General features: G+C 57.5%; 14 protein-coding genes. 6 read left to right on the forward strand and 8 right to left on the reverse strand.

Annotated elements, in window-relative coordinates:
- Nucleotides 1–7: 7 nt before the first annotated feature.
- Nucleotides 8–973 (reverse strand): GlxA family transcriptional regulator, encoded by a 966-nt coding sequence (locus EJ361_RS22610; protein ID WP_126248639.1) that lies wholly within the window; start codon nucleotides 971–973, stop codon nucleotides 8–10.
- 599 nt (nucleotides 974–1,572) lie between these two features.
- Complete coding sequence (locus EJ361_RS22615; protein ID WP_126248641.1) at nucleotides 1,573–2,994, reverse strand: amidohydrolase family protein; 1,422 nt, start codon at nucleotides 2,992–2,994, stop codon at nucleotides 1,573–1,575.
- A 110-nt stretch (nucleotides 2,995–3,104) separates the two neighbouring features.
- On the opposite strand from EJ361_RS22615, the gene EJ361_RS22620 reads away from it, so the two are divergent.
- Genes EJ361_RS22620 through EJ361_RS26050 form a run of 3 tightly spaced genes read left to right on the forward strand, consistent with a single transcriptional unit; the run spans nucleotide 3,105 to nucleotide 6,360 of the window.
- Nucleotides 3,105–5,330: a beta-N-acetylhexosaminidase gene (locus EJ361_RS22620; protein ID WP_126248643.1), complete on the forward strand. Its 2,226-nt coding sequence runs from the start codon at nucleotides 3,105–3,107 to the stop codon at nucleotides 5,328–5,330.
- 4 nt (nucleotides 5,331–5,334) lie between these two features.
- Nucleotides 5,335–6,225 (forward strand): aldo/keto reductase, encoded by an 891-nt coding sequence (locus tag EJ361_RS22625; RefSeq protein ID WP_126248645.1) that lies wholly within the window; start codon nucleotides 5,335–5,337, stop codon nucleotides 6,223–6,225.
- A gap of 6 nt (nucleotides 6,226–6,231) precedes the next feature.
- Nucleotides 6,232–6,360: a hypothetical protein gene (locus EJ361_RS26050; RefSeq protein WP_262707083.1), complete on the forward strand. Its 129-nt coding sequence runs from the start codon at nucleotides 6,232–6,234 to the stop codon at nucleotides 6,358–6,360.
- Nucleotides 6,361–6,450: 90 nt separating this feature from the next.
- Here the strand turns inward: EJ361_RS26050 and EJ361_RS22630 are convergent, their stop codons facing one another.
- The 6 genes from EJ361_RS22630 to EJ361_RS22655 form a co-directional block, all read right to left on the reverse strand.
- Entirely contained in the window at nucleotides 6,451–7,092 is a 642-nt protein-coding gene (locus EJ361_RS22630) for a glycoside hydrolase family 18 protein (RefSeq protein WP_126248647.1), read from the reverse strand.
- A gap of 125 nt (nucleotides 7,093–7,217) precedes the next feature.
- Nucleotides 7,218–8,201, reverse strand: a complete 984-nt coding sequence (egtD, locus tag EJ361_RS22635) for an L-histidine N(alpha)-methyltransferase (protein ID WP_126248649.1) — start codon at nucleotides 8,199–8,201, stop codon at nucleotides 7,218–7,220.
- A 2-nt stretch (nucleotides 8,202–8,203) separates the two neighbouring features.
- On the reverse strand, nucleotides 8,204–9,385 hold the full coding sequence (gene egtB / locus EJ361_RS22640; RefSeq protein ID WP_126248651.1) for an ergothioneine biosynthesis protein EgtB: 1,182 nt from the start codon (nucleotides 9,383–9,385) through the stop codon (nucleotides 8,204–8,206).
- A gap of 1 nt (nucleotide 9,386) precedes the next feature.
- Nucleotides 9,387–10,931 (reverse strand): ABC transporter permease/substrate-binding protein, encoded by a 1,545-nt coding sequence (locus tag EJ361_RS22645; RefSeq protein ID WP_126248653.1) that lies wholly within the window; start codon nucleotides 10,929–10,931, stop codon nucleotides 9,387–9,389.
- On the reverse strand, nucleotides 10,928–11,659 hold the full coding sequence (locus tag EJ361_RS22650) for an ABC transporter ATP-binding protein (RefSeq protein ID WP_126248655.1): 732 nt from the start codon (nucleotides 11,657–11,659) through the stop codon (nucleotides 10,928–10,930). The genes EJ361_RS22645 and EJ361_RS22650 overlap by 4 nt, the downstream gene beginning before the upstream one ends.
- Complete coding sequence (locus EJ361_RS22655) at nucleotides 11,656–13,011, reverse strand: mercuric reductase (RefSeq protein ID WP_126248657.1); 1,356 nt, start codon at nucleotides 13,009–13,011, stop codon at nucleotides 11,656–11,658. The genes EJ361_RS22650 and EJ361_RS22655 overlap by 4 nt, the downstream gene beginning before the upstream one ends.
- 397 nt (nucleotides 13,012–13,408) lie before the next feature.
- Here EJ361_RS22655 and EJ361_RS22660 point away from each other — a divergent pair, with 397 nt between their 5' ends.
- From EJ361_RS22660 to EJ361_RS22670, 3 genes are all read left to right on the forward strand, one after another.
- A complete protein-coding gene (locus tag EJ361_RS22660; RefSeq protein ID WP_126248659.1) occupies nucleotides 13,409–14,629 on the forward strand; it encodes a molybdopterin molybdotransferase MoeA in 1,221 nt (406 codons plus the stop codon).
- A gap of 23 nt (nucleotides 14,630–14,652) precedes the next feature.
- Nucleotides 14,653–15,813, forward strand: a complete 1,161-nt coding sequence (gene uxuA / locus EJ361_RS22665) for a mannonate dehydratase (protein WP_317126949.1) — start codon at nucleotides 14,653–14,655, stop codon at nucleotides 15,811–15,813.
- Nucleotides 15,814–15,930: 117 nt separating this feature from the next.
- Nucleotides 15,931–17,151, forward strand: a complete 1,221-nt coding sequence (locus EJ361_RS22670) for a multidrug effflux MFS transporter (protein WP_126248661.1) — start codon at nucleotides 15,931–15,933, stop codon at nucleotides 17,149–17,151.
- The last annotated feature ends 31 nt before the right edge of the window (nucleotides 17,152–17,182 follow it).

Raw genomic sequence — 17,182 nt, forward strand, 5'->3', positions numbered from 1 at the left:
GAAAGGGTTAACCCGCGTACTTTTCGCGGTATTCTTTGGGGGAGAGGCCAACGATCTTGCGGAACAGCTGGCGGAACGCCTTCGCGTCTTCATACCCGGCCTGGATCATGACGCCGGTAATGTTTTCCTGTTTCCCTTCGAGCAGTTTCTTGGCCGCTTCGATCCGGATGCGCTGTAAATATTCGATGGGCGTTACACCCGTGGCGGTTTTGAATCGGCGGATGAAATTGCGGCGGCTCACCGGCAGGTCGTGTATCACTTCCTCCACCGTCACCCGGTCCTGGAAACGCTCTTCCATCCTTTGCTGCGCGGCCGTCACCAGCTCGTCGTTGTGCGCGCGGGAGGGCGACCAGTTCGCGAAATACGACTGCCCCGCACGGTCCATGTCGATGGCAAACACTTTCGCCGTGTAAATAGCCGTCGTGCGGTCGCAATACTTTTCGAGGATGTGCAGCAACAAATGGAAAGTGGATGTGGCCCCTCCGCTCGTGTACACCCCGCGGTCGTCCGTAACCACCACACCGGCATCTACGATCACTCCGGGGAAATTGCGCGACAGCGCCTCAACTGCCGTAACGTGCGTAGTGGCCCTCCGCTGGTCGAGCAAACCGGTAGCGGCCAGCAAAAACGCCCCCGTGCAGAAGCTCGCCACTTCAGCCCCTTTCTCCGCCTGCTGGCGGACCCACGGAATGAACGCCGAGTTCTCCCGCAAATAATCCGAAATGTTCCCCGGTCGGAATGCCGGGATCAGCACCAGGTCAGACACCGTCACCTCCTCGTGGTGCAGCGGCTGATACTGCTCGTCCGGAAAGGCGACCGTCCCGTCTTCAGGATGGCGGATCAACCGGATGTCGAAGTAAGGCATACCTGTGTTTTCCTGGTAATAGTGGTTAACCGTCTGGAAGACGTCCAGGAGCGCCGCGATGCTGATAGGTCTGTAATGCTTCGTGAGAAGAATGGATAATTTTTTCATAAATGGCATTGGCGGTGAATGCCGAAAGTACAATTTTTCCGTCACAACCGGCCCCGCCGCACCCATTTTCATGCAACAGCCGTGGCGCGTAACCCCCTCCAATGCTGGGTTTTAACCCAACCCGCTACATTTGGTTGTGCTTCCATTGCAAAAAAAAAGCCGGCGTTCCCGCCGGCCCGATCCGAGATGATTTTCTTGTTAACGCTGTTCCCCGGACGGCTGCCCGGTCGAAAACTCATGCCCGCAATATACGCAATGGGTTAAACCCGCCTGTTTGCTGGACCGCGCCCCGCAGGCCGGACAATCCCTCCCTGGCTTCGGGGGTTCCTTTTCCGGCGGTGGCATCTTCAGGTTTTCTATAATTTCCAGCGGTTTGTGCTTTTCTTCCGTCATGTTTCCCTTTTTTCTGGTGTAATCGGTGTCGTGCTAATGGTTTCTTCCAAACTATCGGTAACTATCCGCTAGTATTAATCCATTAAATATATTAAAAAACTAATAACTGAAAAATCATCCGTGATGAGCGGTAAAAATGGCGGGCAGAAAAAGGCCGCTCCCTTTGATGGGAACGGCCCTGGTTTGATCCAAAGGAATTGGCTGGTTTATATACCTGCGGCAGTACGCCTGGCTGTTTCGGCCAACAGGTTGTCGAGATAGGTGCGGTCTCTCCATTTCCCCCCGGAAACGAGGCCGCGGATCTTTTGCGTGTTGTGGATGCCTTCCAGCGGATTGGCGTCGAGCAGCAACAGATCGGCATGCATACCGGGCGCCACGGCGCCGTAGCCTTTCTGCCCCAGGAACTTTGGTCCGTTGATCACGGAAGCTTTCAGCGCCTGCTGTGCCGTCATCCCATATTTCACCATCAGTGCCAGCTCTTCGTGCAGCGCCAGCCCGGGATAACAGTAGGAATTGAGGTATCCCGCATCGGTGCCCGCCAGGATCGTGACGCCGGCTTCCACCAGGTCGGCCAGCACGGCGGCGGATTTTTCGTAATTCGCCTTGCGGAACGCGATAGCGGCGGTATCGTGCTGCTGAATGCTGTTGATGCGCCCGGTGTAGGTGCTTTGCAGGCCGCGCCCGATGTATTGCAGGTAGTCGTCGTGGCTGCGGTCGTACTCATCCCAATAGGAAAGAATATGCCCGAGGCTCAGCGTGGGTGTTACCGCGGTGCCTTTTTTCGCCATGTAGCGGAACATTTTCAGCGCGGCGGCTTTGTCGTAGGTGGCATTGATCCTGTCTGTCAGCGTGCGTCCTTTCAGCGTGCCGGCGGCTACCTGTGCGCTGATGCTTTCTTCTTCCGACGAACCGGCTTTCAGCAGGTAGGGAATGTGCTCAACGGAGCTGAGGCCCGCGTCTACGATCGCTTTCATGGGAATGGCGTATGGCACGTGGCCGGAAATGGCGAAGCCGCGCTTGCGCGCCTGGCGGATGCTTTCGAGGTACAGTTCGGGCTGGAGGGTATTGTCGGTGATCTTCACGAAATCGACGTGCAGGCCCTGCAGGGAATCGAGGGCTTTGGCGAGCTCTTCCTTCGTTCCGATCTCGATGTCGCCTTTCCAGACAGATTTGTAACCTTCGAGCTTGGGCCCGGAAGTGAAGATGTGCGGGCCTTCGAGGAGCCCTTTGGCGATGGAGTCGCGCCAGGGCAATACGAAATGACTGATATCGGCGGCACAATCGCGCACGCCGGTTACGCCGTAGGCGAGCATGAGCGGGAGCAGGTTGCGGTTCTCGTGGGAGAGGGTGTCTCCTCCGCCGAAATGCATGTGGTTGTCCCACAGCCCGGGCATGAGGAATTTGCCGGAACCGTTTACCACCACGGGCGCGGTATGGCGCAATTTCCCGTCTGGGGTCACGGCCACGATGCGCCCGTTTTTCACCACCACGGCCTGCCCGGAAGCGGTACGGCCATGCTCCACATCGATGACGGACACGGAGCGGATGATGAGATCGGCGGGCGCTTTTTGCGCAAGCGCACCGGAAAATACGGCGGCCAGCGTTAGTAACAGGAGCATTCGTTTCATCCCGTGAAAGTACGCGCTGCCCGTTTTTCCGGATGGTACATGCTGAAACAATCCCGGCATTTTTACACGGAAATAGTAATTTCACCCCGGTTAATTAACACAGTGAACAAATGAAGCGACTCGGATTGATCGCGCTGCTGGCCGCAGGTATGCAGGCGCAGGCGCAAATGGGGCGGGTGAATGTAATTCCCGCGCCGGTACAGGTCCAGGAACAGGCCGGACATTTTACCATCACCCCTCAAACCGCCATCACGGCGGATGCGCCTTTCGGTGAAGTGGCGGCCCTGCTGTCCGAACAATCGGGCATGCCTTTCCGGAAAGCCGGCATTGGCAACGTTCGCATTCTCCGCGAAATCACGCGGCAGGTGGCGGATAGCGCGGCGTACAGGCTGCTCATCGGTCAGAAGGAAATACGGATTTACGCATCCGGCCGCGCCGGTGCCCTGCACGGAATATATACCCTCCTGCAGATCATGGCCACACAACCCGACGCGAACATCCTTCCGGCTGTCACTATTTCCGACCGGCCGCGCTTCGGGTACAGGGGGCTGCATTTCGATGTATCCCGTCACTTCTTCCCCCTCACATTCGTTTATAAATACATCGACCTCATGGCGATGTACAAGATGAACGTTTTCCATTGGCATATTACCGACGGTGGCGGCTGGCGCCTCGAGATCAAAAAATATCCCGCGCTCACGCAAAATGCAGCATGGCGCACGCACGCCAATTATATGGAATGGTGGAAAAGCCCGCGGCATTACGCGGAAGAGGGCAATCCCAACGCCTATGGCGGCTTTTACACGCAAAACGAAGCCCGCGCCGTAGTGGCCTACGCCGCGCGCCGCGGCATCACCGTGATCCCGGAAATCGAAATGCCGGGGCATTCGGAAGAAGTACTGGCCGTGTACCCGCATCTTTCCTGCGCGGGCGAACCGTATAAACAATCGGAGTTCTGCCTGGGCAACGATAGTACTTTTACTTTCCTCGAAGATGTACTGCGCGAAGTGATGGATATCTTCCCTTCGCAATACATCCACATCGGCGGCGACGAAGCCGATAAATCTGCCTGGAAGAAATGTCCCAAATGCCAGCGCCGCATGAAGGAGCATGGTCTCGCCAATGAAGAAGCCCTCCAGAGTTACGCGGTGAAACGCATGGAGAAATTCCTCATTGCCCACAACCGCAAACTGATGGGCTGGGACGAAATCCTCGAAGGCGGCCTCGCACCGGAAGCCACCGTCATGAGCTGGCGCGGCGAGAAAGGCGGTATCACCGCCGCTTCCGAAGGGCACGACGTGGTGATGACGCCCGGCGGTTATTGCTATTTCGACAGCTACCAGTCAGACCCGTCTACCGAGCCCCTCACCATTGGCGGTTACCTTCCGCTGTCGAAAGTGTATGCCTACGAGCCCATCCCCGCCGAGCTTCCCGCTGAAAAAGCCCATCACATCCTCGGCGCACAGGCGAACGTGTGGGCGGAATATATGCCAACCACTTACCAGGTGGAGTACATGGTGTTCCCGCGCATGATCGCACTCTCGGAAGTGCTGTGGTCGCAAAAGGAAAAACGCGGATGGGAAGATTTCAAAACCCGCCTGCAGGCGCATTACCGTCTCCTCCAAAGGAAACAGGTGAACTACTACCGCCCGTCGTGGCAACTGGAACCGAAAACCGTTATCGACACCGTTCATAAACAAACGATCGTTTCTTTCCTGACCGAACAATTCCAGCCGGTGATCCGCTATACGCTCGACGGCTCGCGGCCCACAACGAATTCGGCGCTGTACGGGAAACCGGTGGAAGTCCCCGGCACCGCAACCCTCACCGCCGCCATCTTCCGCGACACGATGCTGATGGGGCGCCCCGTTACCGTGCCTGTCAATTACCACAAGGCGATCGGCAAAACCGTGACCTACAACGCACCCTGGAGCAGCAGCTATCCCGCGCAGCAAGCGGCAACGCTCGTCAACGGCTACCGCGGATCGCTCACTTATGGAGACGGCCAATGGCAGGGGTTCCTGGGCAAAGGGTTAGACGTAACCATCGACCTCGGCGAATCGCAGCCGCTGGAAAGCCTCTCCATCGGGTTCATGCAGCTCACCGGCCCAGGGGTGTACATGCCGCCGCAGGTTCAGGTGCAGGTGGCCGATGACATCCGCGAGCTGGCGCTGACGGCATCGGTCACCACGCCCAACGATGTTCCGCCCACGCACGAAAAACTCATCTTCAAGGATTTCAAATTCGACCTGAGCGGTCGGAAAGGCCGCTTCATCCGCGTGATAGCACCGGTGCAGAAGGGTTTCCTGTTCACGGACGAGATTATCGTATATTAGAAGTATGAAATACGCGAACCTCGGCAGCAGCGAGCTGCGTATCAGTGAAGTGTCTTTCGGATGTATGTCGCTGGGGATGGACGATGCCGCCAACGCGCGCATCCTCCATCGTGCCCTGGAACTGGGCATCAACTTTTTCGATACGGCGGACCTGTACGACAAGGGCTTTAATGAAAGCACCGTCGGCAAGGCGCTGAAGGAAAAACGGAAAGACGTCATCATCGCCACCAAAGCCGGTAACCAGTGGCGCGCCGATGGGTCGGGGTGGGACTGGAATCCGCGGAAGGAGTACATCCTGGCGTGTGCGGACAAAAGCCTGCAGCGCCTGCAAACGGATTACATCGACCTGTACCAGTTGCATGGCGGAACGATGGACGACCCTATCGACGAAACCATCGAAGCGTTCGAGCTGCTGAAACAACAAGGGAAAATCCGTCACTACGGCATTTCTTCGATCCGTCCCAACGTGATCCGCGAATATGCGAAACGCAGCAATATCGTGAGCGTGATGATGCAATACAGCCTGCTCGACCGCCGGCCCGAAGTTTCCTGTTTTCCCGTTCTGGAACACCATAACATCGGCGTACTGGCCCGCGGCAGCCTGGCAAAGGGTTTGCTGGCGGGGAAGCCCGCCATCGATTATCTCCACCTGTCGAAAAAGGAAGTGGAAAATGCACAGGCCGCCATTCTGGAAGTGTCCGGCAAACATCGTACGCCCGCGCAATCCGCCGTGAAATACGTGCTCATGCATCCTGCGGTAACGAGTGCGGTGGCGGGTTTGCGAACGATCGGACAATTGGAGGACGCGGCCGCCGAAGCGCCGCGGTTCAACGAAGCGGAATACGAAATGCTCACGGCCAGTGTGCCGGTACGCGAGTATGAAAATCATGTCTGACTTAAATTGCCGGTAACCAACGCGCAAATGGCCGGCAGCCTGGAAGCCGCCATCATTGATATGCAGTCGAAAGATGCCGCATATGGCAACGGCCGCCTGGATTTATGCGGCCGTATCTGGCGGGACAAACAGTAAAGTGTCTATCTCAATTGTTCATTCGTATTTTAAAGGCAAAGCTGACCGGGAAACCGGTCAGCTTTGCCTTTTATACTCACCTGCGAAACATTATTTCTTCAGCAAACCCTGTCTTTCCAGCGCGGAAACAAGCGCTTTGGTGTAGCTGCGCGAAAAGTCGTCGATCCCGTTGGGGTTCATCGTTTCCGACTGCACGGAGAACAGCAGCGATTCGTTTTGCGCGTCGTAGAGATTGCTTTCGAGGAAGTAAGTTTTATCGGTCGTGTAATACCCCGGGTTGTACATCATCGGGTAGTAGTAATTATAATATCCCCAGAAGCTGCCGTACCAGCCCCATGCGGGGTAAGGCGCGTATGGGCCGGAGCCGCGCACATAGCGGGTTTCGCTGGTTTTGTCTACCACGGCGATGGTGAAAATGGCGTCTGCGCCCAGTTCGCGCACCTTATTGAGAATGGCTTCCCTGGAGGGAACGTTTTCGCGGGTGAAGTTGGGCGGAAAGATATCGCCGCTCTTGATCGCTTTATAGCCCCGGTCCTGCGCCGCAGCGGCGAGGTTGTTCTCGATGGATTGCTTGGCGTTCTGGTTGTGTACCATGGCGGCAATAAAAATGGTGTTGTACGATTTTTCAGGGGAGGGATTGGACGCCCGCCAGAAATTCGTCACATGTGTGGTAGTTCCGCAGGCCGCCAGCAGAAATATCACAAACAGGGTTAGATAGTTGTAAGTTTTCATGGTTTTGGTGCTTTTGCTACAAATGCTAACAAGCCTTGAAAGGAATTGTTGCGGCCAACGGTGATCTGCGTATGCCAAGGTTGTTCTTTTGGATTGAATTTCAGTGGGTTGAACGGTGGCTTCCTTTATTTGGCGAACCAGAGCGCGTCTACGAACCAGCCTTTTTCGTCTGAGAAATTGCGGACGCTAGAGAAGCCCGTTCGCGCAGCGAGCTCGCGGATGCCTTCCGGTGTGTATTTCTGGGAGATCTCCATGAACACGGGCTCATCTTTCCTGAAGCGGATGAGGGTGCCGCCGATGTGAACGGCCTGGTCGCGGAGGCTGATGAGGAAACTTTTGCAGGCGCCTGACGAGGGGTCGTACGTCGGATAGTGCAAAAAGTAGTTCCGGTCGAAATCAGCGCCCAGCTCGCGGTTGATGCGGGTGAGAAGGTTCAGGTTAAAGTCGCGGGTGAGGCCCTGGCGGTCGTTGTACGCATCCAGGATTTGACGCGGGTTTTTCTGGAGATCGAAACCGATCAGCAGCATATCTCCCGGGCGCAGTTGCCTGCGCACCTCGCCCAGGAACCCCACGGCTTCCTCCGGCGTAAAATTCCCGATGCTGCTGCCCATGAACATCACTACCCGCGCACGGCCGGCAGCCTGGCCGGATTTGGCCAGCATATCCATATACTCGCCGTTGAGGCCCTGTACATCCAGCCCGGGAATCCTTTCCGGCAGCGTTTCCTGCAAATGACGGATGATGTTGGAAGATATATCGATGGGATAATACCGTTTCCCCATCCCCGCGCGCATCCATTCCCGCAAAAGGTGCACGGACTTGGAAGCGTCTCCCGCTCCCAGCTCCACCAGGTCGGCCTGCGGAGCCACGGCGCGGATGGTGTTTACGATATCGGGCGATTGCGTTTCGAGGATTTCCATCTCGCAGCGCGTGAGGTAATATTCGGGGCAATGCATGATCCGCTGAAACAGTGCGTCGCCGTCGGCATCGTAAAAGTATTTCGACTGCAGCTTCTTGGGATGGGCCTGCAGCCCTTCCAGTACGTCGCGGAGGAAAGCCTGGCGCGCCCGGGAAAGCGGTGGCGCCGGTGTTGCGGTAACTATTCTCATGATCACGGTTTTAAGGTTTTAGCCAGCCGGATGCCTGTGAGCTGCCAGCGAAGATGCGGATGGAAGAAATTGCGGTAAGTGGCCCTGCTATGGCCCGCCGGCGTAAATTCCGAAGCGCCGCGCAGCACTTTCTGGTTCACCATGAACTTGCCGTTGTATTCGCCAACTGCACCGGCTACACGCTCGAAGCCGGGATAGGGGAGATAGGCACTTTCCGTCCATTCCCAACGCTGACCCCAACCGAAATTCCCGGCAGCCGCTTCCCATTCGAATTCCGTGGGCAGGCGCAAACCTTTCCAGGCGGCGAAGGCGGCGGCTTCGTAAAAGTTGATGTGGGACAGAGTTTCGGCGGGTTCCACGGGCACCAGGCCTTGCAGGGTGTAGTTCATCCAGCGGCCATCGTCGAAATGCCAGTACATGGGGGATTGTATGTTGTTGCGCTTCACCCAGTCCCAGCCTTCGGCATGCCAGTACGAGAATTCCTTATACCCGCCGGCGTCGATGAAATCGAGGAATTCGCCGTTGGTGACGGGCCGGTCGGCAATGGCGTAAGGTTCAAGGTAAACTTTGTGGCGGCCCAGCTCGTTGTCGTAGCAAAACCCTTCCCCCGCAAACCCGATCTCATACACGCCGGCTTTCATGTCGATGAAACGCATGGGCGCGGAGCCGGGCGTTTCGGGCGAAGGCGAATCGTTGTACGGCGGAAAAAGGGGGTTGTTGCCGAGGATGTATTTGATATCATACCACAACAGCTCCTGGTGCTGCTGTTCGTGGTTGCAGCCCAGCGTGATGAGGGTTTCTGCCTCTTCCGGAAGGGGCTGTGCGAGCAGCTGTTCCATGGCGGAATCCACGTATTTGCGGTATTTGTAGATCTCGTCAACAGTTGGGCGGCTGAGGTTGCCGCGGTCTGTCCGGATCACGCGCGCGCCGAGGCTTTCGTAATAGCTGTTGAAAACGAAGTTGAACATGGGATCGAACTCGATATAGCCCGGCAGGAATTTTTTCAGCACCAGCGTCTCGAAAAACCAGGTGGTATGACCGAGATGCCATTTGGGAGGGCTCACTTCTTCTACAGGTTGTACCACATAATCCTCTTTTTGTAGCGGACGGCAAATGGTTTCCGTCCATTTGCGGACCTGTGTGTATTGCCGCAGGAGCGCCGTGGGAATAGTTACGTCTATCATGTCAGTTTTTTTGCGTATCCAGGAAACGCGTGAGATCGGAAATGCTGCGGATACCCATCTTCCGGGCCGCTTCTTCCCGCATCATCAGTGCGTATGCGTTGTTGAAACCGATGGGCTGCAGCCATTGCAACCCGTATTTTTGATCGAATTGCCGGCGCACGAAATTAAAGGCGCTGTCTTTATGCCGGAGATTATCGGTCAGGGGTTCCTGCAAAATGACGAGCAGGCCCGTGCCGGTATATTCAGGATAGAAGTCGATCTGGTCATTCGTCAATGCATCAAAACAAATTTTCGTGCCACCCAGCCCTGTTTTCGAAGAAATTGACAATTCCGTGTTCCCTTCCACCAGGATTTTATACATTTCACAAAGGATGTATTGTTCCGTAAATATCTTCGACCCCATCCGCACCACGCCCTTTTTCCCATTCCGCGACGGTTTGAAAAGGCCTTCCTTTTCGAGAAAACCACGCGCCACTGCGGCCGGGCTCTCCTTCAAGTAATCGACCCGGTAATTCAGATAGGTCATCACCGAATCGTTGATCCGGCCGGCCAGCAGACCGAGCGCCGGCCCCAGCTCGGGAAACCGCTCCAGCGCATCTTTCCGCACCACCGGCGCGGCGTGGTAGGGAGGGAAAATGAGCTGGTCGTCGTCGAGGGTGATGAGGTGATATGCCCGGATGCGCCCGTCGGTACTGTATCCGCTCACCACATCCAGTTTCTCTTCGTGCAGGGCCTGGTACATGACGGCGTCGTTGATAACTACTGTCGGAATTTTCAGTCCATACACCCTTTTCAAACCCAGCCAGCCATCTTCCCGCCCCATGAATTCCGGCGTGAAGCCGGCGAGCAGCTTGCCTTTGGCGGCAGGCGTCATGGCGGAGAACGCAAACACGATCAATGCCGCCGCGCCTGCCCAGCGGAAGTGCCGCATGCTGAGTTGCTGCGCGCGCGACAGCAGGAAGTCGAACATAATCGCCAGCAAAGCCGCCGGGATGGCGCCTGCCAGGATCATGCTGGTATTGTTCAATGCGATGCCGCCGAAGATGAATTCTCCCAGTCCCCCGGCCGCGATATACGCCGCCAGCGTGGCCACGCCTACATTGATGACGGCGGCCGTGCGGATGCCCGCGAGGATCACGGGCATGGCGAGGGGCAGTTCCGCTTTGAACAGCACCTGGCTGCGCGTCATCCCCATGGCCACGGCGGCTTCGCGCACCGTCGCGTCTACCCCGCGGATGCCGGTGTAGGTATTGCGGATAATGGGAAGCAAGGCGTAGAGGAATAATGCGAAGATCGCCGGTTTGGGGCCGATGCCCAGCAAGGGTATGAGAAATCCCAACAGCGCAATACTCGGAATGGTCTGCATCACGCCGGCAAACCCGAGCGTAATGCCCGCCAGCTTTTGTTTCCGCGCAATGAGAATGCCTAAAGGCACGCCAGCCAATATCGCCAGCGCCACCGATAACAGTGTGAGGTGAATGTGCGTCAGCGTTTGTTCCAGCAGCTTGCCCGACTGGCTTTCGAGGAATTGGAGGAATTCTTTCATGACGCATCCGTTTGGCCGTGAAGGAATGCCGCCACGAAATCGTTCGCGGGGTTTTGCTGCAATTCGCCGGGCGTGCCCATCTGGATGATCCGGCCCTTGTCCATGATGCCGATATGATCGCCCAGTTCGAGCGCATCGCGGATGTCGTGGGTCACCATCACCACCGTTTTGCTTTTGAATTCGTCCAGCTCCAGGAACTCCTGGCGGATGCGGGTGCGGGTGACGGGATCGAGGGCGCCGAAGGGCTCGTCCATAAGCAACACCGGCGGATCGGCCGCCAGCGCGCGCGCCAGGCCCACACGCTGCTGTTGTCCGCCACTGAGCTGGTGGGGATATTGATGGGCGTGCGCGTCCCAGGAAAGGCCGAGCTGGTGGAGCAGGTCTTCGGTGCGCCGGCGGATGCGGGGCTTGTCCCAATGCAAGAGCCGCGGCACGATGGCGATGTTTTCGGCGACGGTATAGTGGGGGAACAGTCCGTATTGCTGCATCACGTACCCCATTTGCCTGCGGAGGATTTCCGGGCGGAAAGTGCGCGTGTCCTGCCCGCGGAAAAGTACCGTTCCGCCGTCGGGGTCGATGAGTCGGTTGAGCATCCGGAGGGTGGTGGTTTTGCCGCTGCCGCTGGTGCCCAATAGCATGAGGCGCCCGCCTTCCGGCACGCGGAAGGAAACGCCCTGCACCGCCACGCGGCCGTCGAAGGATTTGTTCAGTTGGCTGGCTTCAATCATGGGTCGATAGACATGAACAGGTTATTGAGCGATTCCGAAAATGTTGGATGGGCGAAAACGCCGTCGCGCAGCTGGTCGTAGCGGAGCCCGCCCATCATGGCCATCTGCACTGCAGACATGATCTCTCCGCCCGCGACGCTGAGGATGGCGGCGCCGAGTATCAGGCCGGAATCTTTGTCCACCAAGGCTTTCATCAAGCCCCGCGTATCTCCCGATTCCACGCCGCGCGCCACTTTCGTCATGGGGATTTTGGCGACGAGCACGTTTTTCCCCTGTTCCCGCGCTTCCTGCTCGGTAAGCCCGATGCGGCCGAGCTCGGGGTCGGTGAACATGCAGTAAGGTACGGGCCGGTCCCGGATCGTTCGTTGTTGCTGTTCGAGTATGTTTTTGGAAATGATGATGTAATCGTTGTAAGCAATATGCGTGAACGCCGGCCCGCCTTTCACATCACCCATGGCGAAAATACCGGGCACCCCGGTTTCCAGCTTTTCGTTGACGGGGATGATGCCGTTGCCGGTGGTGCGGAGGCCGGTTTTGTCCAGCCCGAGGTCGTTGGTGTTGGGCGTCCGCCCGGCGGCGATGAGCAAGTGGCTACAGGTCAGCTGGCGGTCGTTGAGTTCCAGCAATATTTGATCGTTGGATGTTGAAACCCGCCGCAGATCGGCGCCGCAACAGATCGTGATGCCGTCTGCTTCGAGAATTTTATGGATTTCGGCCGCCACGTCTTCATCTTCTTTCCCGAGGATGCGGGTGTTTTTTTCCAGCAGGGTCACCTGGGCGCCGAAGCGCCGGAACATTTGCCCCAATTCCATGGCCACATATCCCGCGCCCAGGATGCAAAGATGTTTGGGCGTTTCCGTGAGGTCGAGGATCGTGGTGGAAGTGAGAAAGGGTACGGTGTTGAGCCCTTCGATATCCGGGATGCCGGGGCGGGCGCCGGTATTGATGAAGATATTTTCGGCCTGGAGGGTTTCTCCGTTCACTTCGATGGTTTTCATGCCGGTAAAAACGGCTTGTCCTTCGATGTAATCGAGATTCCTGGTAGCGCTGATGGATTTGGTGAGCCCATCCACCGCCTGTTCAACGATTTCATCCTTGCGCGCCTTTACTTTGCGGAGATCGATTTGTGAAGGATCGGAAGGGATGCCGAAGCGTTGGGCGCGACCGGCCACATAGGCTTCCCTGGCAGCCCCGATCATGGTTTTGGTGGGTGTGTAGCCGTCGTTCACGCAGGTGCCCCCGATTTTGCGCCGCTCCACCAGGGCGGTGTGCCAGCCGGCTTTGGCGAGTTTCCGCGCCAGGGGTGTTCCCGCCTGGCCGGCCCCGATAATGATGGCATCATATTTCTTCATCCGGAAAGGGTTTTTGCTGGCGCTAAAGCTACTATAACAAGCCGCGCCCGTACAATGTTCGGATCGTGGATTCAGGGGTACGCGTCCAAAAACCGTTCCGTCCTGACCCATATCCGTTTGCGATTGACGCGTATCATTCCACACATATCGGGCCGTTTTCCTGAGTGCCAGGGTGGCAGGTTATGGATGCCCATATCGCAGTTCCCGGGACCGGTGGGTGATTCGTGTATCCGGAGGACGCCGTCCTGCCCGTCGGCCGCCACGCTAGCGGTCTTTCCTTCCGGCGAGAGGGATGGATTACGTGTGCTGTAAACAAAGTCTTTTCCGCATTTGCTGGCAGCGCCGATTTGATGCCTTCCCTGTAATTGAATAAATTGAGGAAGCAAAACCCACCTTTATGATGACCGTATCGGAAGCTTACAACGCCATGCTGCGCACAGCCGCTGGTTTCGGCGTCACCACCGTTTTGCTCGAAGCGGCGGAGGGCCGCGTGCTGCGCGAAACGGTGCATGCAGACAGGCCCCTCCCGCCATACGACCGCGTCACGGTCAACGGCCTCGCTATCGCATTCGAAAGTTATGCGCGCGGGCAACGCGTTTTTGGTTCCGGGGGCATTCAGGCCGCCGGCATGCCGCGCCTGCAACTGGCCAACCTGGCAGACGGGATGGAAGTGATGCGCGGATCGGTATTGCCCGACCTTACAGACACCATCGTTCCGTTCGATCAGCTGGAGGTTGCCGAGCATGACGGGTTCCGCAGGTTCACCGTGCTGGGAGACATTCAGCCCGGCCATCACATCCACCGCAAAGGAGCGGATGCGCACGCCGGAAAGCCGCTGCTGGAGCCGGGTGTACGCATAGGCCCCGCGGAAATCGGCGTGCTGGCGGGAACAGGGAAAGCCGAAGTGAAAGTAAGCGCCCTGCCCAAAGTGCTGCTCGTGGCCACAGGGAACGAGCTGGTGGAAGTACGCGAAACGCCGGAGCCGCACCAGGTCCGCATGTCGAACGTTTACAGCCTGGCGGCGGGGTTGCAGGAAATGGGCATTCCCGCCGATATCGTTCACCTGGCAGATGAAAAGCCGCGCATGGCCGAGGAATTGCTCCCTTTGCTCAATAGATGCGATGTACTGATCTGTACCGGCGCCGTGGGCGACGGGCGGTTCAATCATCTCCCCGAAGTGCTGGCCGAAGCCGGTATGGATAAGATCGTGGACGGTGTAGGGCAGAAGCCGGGGAAGAAAATCCGCTTCGGCAGAATGCCCGGCGGGCCGGTCGTGTTTGCCCTGCCGGGGAACCCGCAGTCGGTCATGACCAATTACGCCCGCTACATCCGGCCGTGGCTGGAAGTTTGCCTGGGCTTGCCCGACCCGCAACCCGTGCTGGCGAAACTCTCCGAAACACTGACGTTCGCCCGGCCGGTGGAATATTTCATCCCCGTCAAATTATACATTTCCGGCGAAGCGGTATTGCAGGCCTTGCCCATCCCTCACCAGGGCTCGGGCGACCTTTCCGCGCTGGCCCTGGCCGACGGATTCATGGCCCTTCCATCGACTTCAAACGTTTTCGAAGCGGGAAACGCGTTCCCGGTTTGGATTTTCAGGCAGAATTCCCCATTTTGAATCCCGCTTAAAATTCCACTTTCATGCCGATGGAACAAACCATGCGCTGGTTCGGGCCCAAAGACCCCGTTTCCCTGCGCGATATCCGACAGGCCGGCTGCACCGGCGTCGTGACAGCCCTTCACCACATCCCCGTGGGCGAAACCTGGACCATTGAAGAAATCGAAAAAAGGAAGTCGCTCATCGAAGCCGAAGGCATGCGCTGGCCGGTCGTGGAAAGTCTCCCCGTGCATGAAGACATCAAAAAATCCAGCGGAGATGTCCAGGGCCATATCAAACGATATGTTGAAAGCCTGGAAAACCTCGCCCGATGCGGCGTTTCAACGGTTACGTACAATTTCATGCCGGTGATGGACTGGATGCGCACCAACGTGAACTACGAACTTCCCAACGGCGCTCGTGCCCTGTATTACGACCGCGCCGCGTTCATCGCGTTCGATCTTTTCCTGCTGAACCGGCCTGGTGCGAAAGCGGATTATTCGGCAGAAGAAATCCTGTCCGCCGAAAAAAAACTACAATCCCTCACGCCGCAACAACGCGAAACCCTTTTCCACAACGCGCTCCTGGGCCTGCCCGGTAGCGACGACCGTTTTACCCGCGAAGGCGTTCTCCGGGCGCTGGCGGAATATGACGACATTGATGCGCCAAAGCTCCGGGCGCACCTGTTTCACTTTCTCCGCCAGGTGGCGCCGGTGGCGGAAGCATGCGGCATCCGCCTGGCCATTCATCCGGACGATCCGCCGTATCCCTTGCTGGGCCTGCCGCGCATCGTGAGTACGGAAGCGGATCTGCTGGCTATTTTAAACGCTTCGCCCGAAACCGCCAACGGTATTTGTTTCTGTACCGGCTCGCTGGGCGTGCGGCCGGATAACGATTTGACGGGGATCATCGAACGCCTGGGCAACCGTATCCATTTCATTCACCTGCGCAACATCCGCCGCCTGGCGGGGGGCGATTTTTACGAAGCCGATCATCTCGACGGTGATGTAGATATGTACGGTGTGGTGCGCGCCCTCACGCAAACCATGCGCCAGCGCAACGTTTCGCTGCCCATGCGGCCCGATCACGGCCACCGGATGCTGGACGATCTCGCGAAGCAAACCTATCCCGGTTACAGCGGCATCGGGCGGTTGAAAGGGCTTGCGGAACTGAGGGGGCTTGAAATGGGGATTTTGCGGACCTGAAAATTTCCTATCTTTGCAGGGCTTCTCCTTCACCATCTGCATTAAAATTTATTGTCTCATCATCTGTTGCGCCGTTTGGTTTGGCCAGGCAGCACAACCGTCTATTCGAATCCCGGTTTGAAACGTTCGACTTATTTATCGCTGATCCTCATTTTGGGTAGCCTGACCGCGCTGGGCCCTTTTACGATCGACATGTACCTGCCCGGCTTTCCCGCTATCGCGGAAGATTTGGGAGTGGATGTGGAAAGAGTGGGACTGACATTATCCAGTTATTTCATCGGCATCTGCGCCGGACAATTGTTGTATGGCCCGCTGCTGGACCGTTTCGGTCGGAAGAAGCCCCTGTACATCGGGCTGCTGCTCTATATCGCAGCCTCGGCAGGCTGTGCATTCGCCACGTCGCTGGACGGCCTCGTGTGGCTGCGGTTCTTCCAGGCGGTGGGCTCCTGTGCGGCTACGGTGGCGGCTGTGGCCATGGTGCGCGATCTGTTCCCCGTCCATGAAAACGCGAAAGTATTTGCGCTGCTGATGCTGGTGGTGGGCGCGTCTCCCATGGTGGCACCTACCGTCGGCGGCTATGTGACCAGCGCCGTAGGCTGGCATGCTGTGTTTACGATACTCGCCGTGATGGGGGCGCTCATGCTGCTGGCGTGCATCTTTTGGCTGCCAGACAGTTTCCGGCCGGATACATCGCTGTCGCTCAAGCCGGCGCCCATCATCCGTAATTTCTGGTCGGTTTGGAAAGAGCCGCAATTCTATACCTATGCGCTCACCGGTGCCGTGGCGTTTTCCGCATTGTTCACGTACGTTTCCGGTTCGCCGAAAGTTTTCATGCAGGTGTTCCAATTGTCCGACAAAGCGTATGGATGGGTGTTTGCCGCGCTGAGCGTGGGTTTTATCGGTTCCAGCCAGGTAAATACCTTGTTGTTGAAACGCTACGGCAGCGAGCAGATATTGCCCGTGGCGTTGTCTGTGATGAGCGTGGCCGCGCTGGTATTTGTTTGGGGATCGGGTGGGGGATGGCTAGGCCTTTGGGGCACGATCGGCGCGTTGGCCGTTTTGCTTTGCTGTCTGGGCTTCGTGAACCCCAACACCGCCGCACTTTCGCTGGCGCCGTTCGCGCGCAACGCAGGAACGGCTTCTGCGCTCATGGGCGCGCTGCAAATGGGCGCAGGCGCATTGGCTTCGGTGTTTGTGAGTCTTTTCAAGGAGAATACCGCATTTCCCATGGCCGCCTGCATGGCGGTTTCTGCCCTGCTGTCGCTGCTGATACTGGCTGTTGGCCGAACGGTGATCGCTTCGCGGAAAGCGGGACATTCCAGAGGAATGCCGTATTGAGGGATTTGTGTTACTTTCGGAAAAAATCCAA

Source organism: Chitinophaga rhizosphaerae (assembly GCF_003958645.1).
Classification (GTDB): domain Bacteria; phylum Bacteroidota; class Bacteroidia; order Chitinophagales; family Chitinophagaceae; genus Chitinophaga; species Chitinophaga rhizosphaerae.

Excerpts from the sequence above, each read along its gene's own strand:
- EJ361_RS22610 (WP_126248639.1), bottom strand. The coding sequence starts at position 973 with ATGAAAAAATTATCCATTCTTCTCACGAAGCATTACAGACCTATCAGC.
- EJ361_RS22615 (WP_126248641.1), bottom strand. The coding sequence starts at position 2,994 with ATGAAACGAATGCTCCTGTTACTAACGCTGGCCGCCGTATTTTCCGGT.
- EJ361_RS22620 (WP_126248643.1), top strand. The coding sequence starts at position 3,105 with ATGAAGCGACTCGGATTGATCGCGCTGCTGGCCGCAGGTATGCAGGCG.
- EJ361_RS22625 (WP_126248645.1), top strand. The coding sequence starts at position 5,335 with ATGAAATACGCGAACCTCGGCAGCAGCGAGCTGCGTATCAGTGAAGTG.
- EJ361_RS22630 (WP_126248647.1), bottom strand. The coding sequence starts at position 7,092 with ATGAAAACTTACAACTATCTAACCCTGTTTGTGATATTTCTGCTGGCG.
- egtD (WP_126248649.1), bottom strand. The coding sequence starts at position 8,201 with ATGAGAATAGTTACCGCAACACCGGCGCCACCGCTTTCCCGGGCGCGC.
- egtB (WP_126248651.1), bottom strand. The coding sequence starts at position 9,385 with ATGATAGACGTAACTATTCCCACGGCGCTCCTGCGGCAATACACACAG.
- EJ361_RS22645 (WP_126248653.1), bottom strand. The coding sequence starts at position 10,931 with ATGAAAGAATTCCTCCAATTCCTCGAAAGCCAGTCGGGCAAGCTGCTG.
- EJ361_RS22650 (WP_126248655.1), bottom strand. The coding sequence starts at position 11,659 with ATGATTGAAGCCAGCCAACTGAACAAATCCTTCGACGGCCGCGTGGCG.
- EJ361_RS22655 (WP_126248657.1), bottom strand. The coding sequence starts at position 13,011 with ATGAAGAAATATGATGCCATCATTATCGGGGCCGGCCAGGCGGGAACA.
- EJ361_RS22660 (WP_126248659.1), top strand. The coding sequence starts at position 13,409 with ATGATGACCGTATCGGAAGCTTACAACGCCATGCTGCGCACAGCCGCT.
- uxuA (WP_317126949.1), top strand. The coding sequence starts at position 14,653 with ATGCCGATGGAACAAACCATGCGCTGGTTCGGGCCCAAAGACCCCGTT.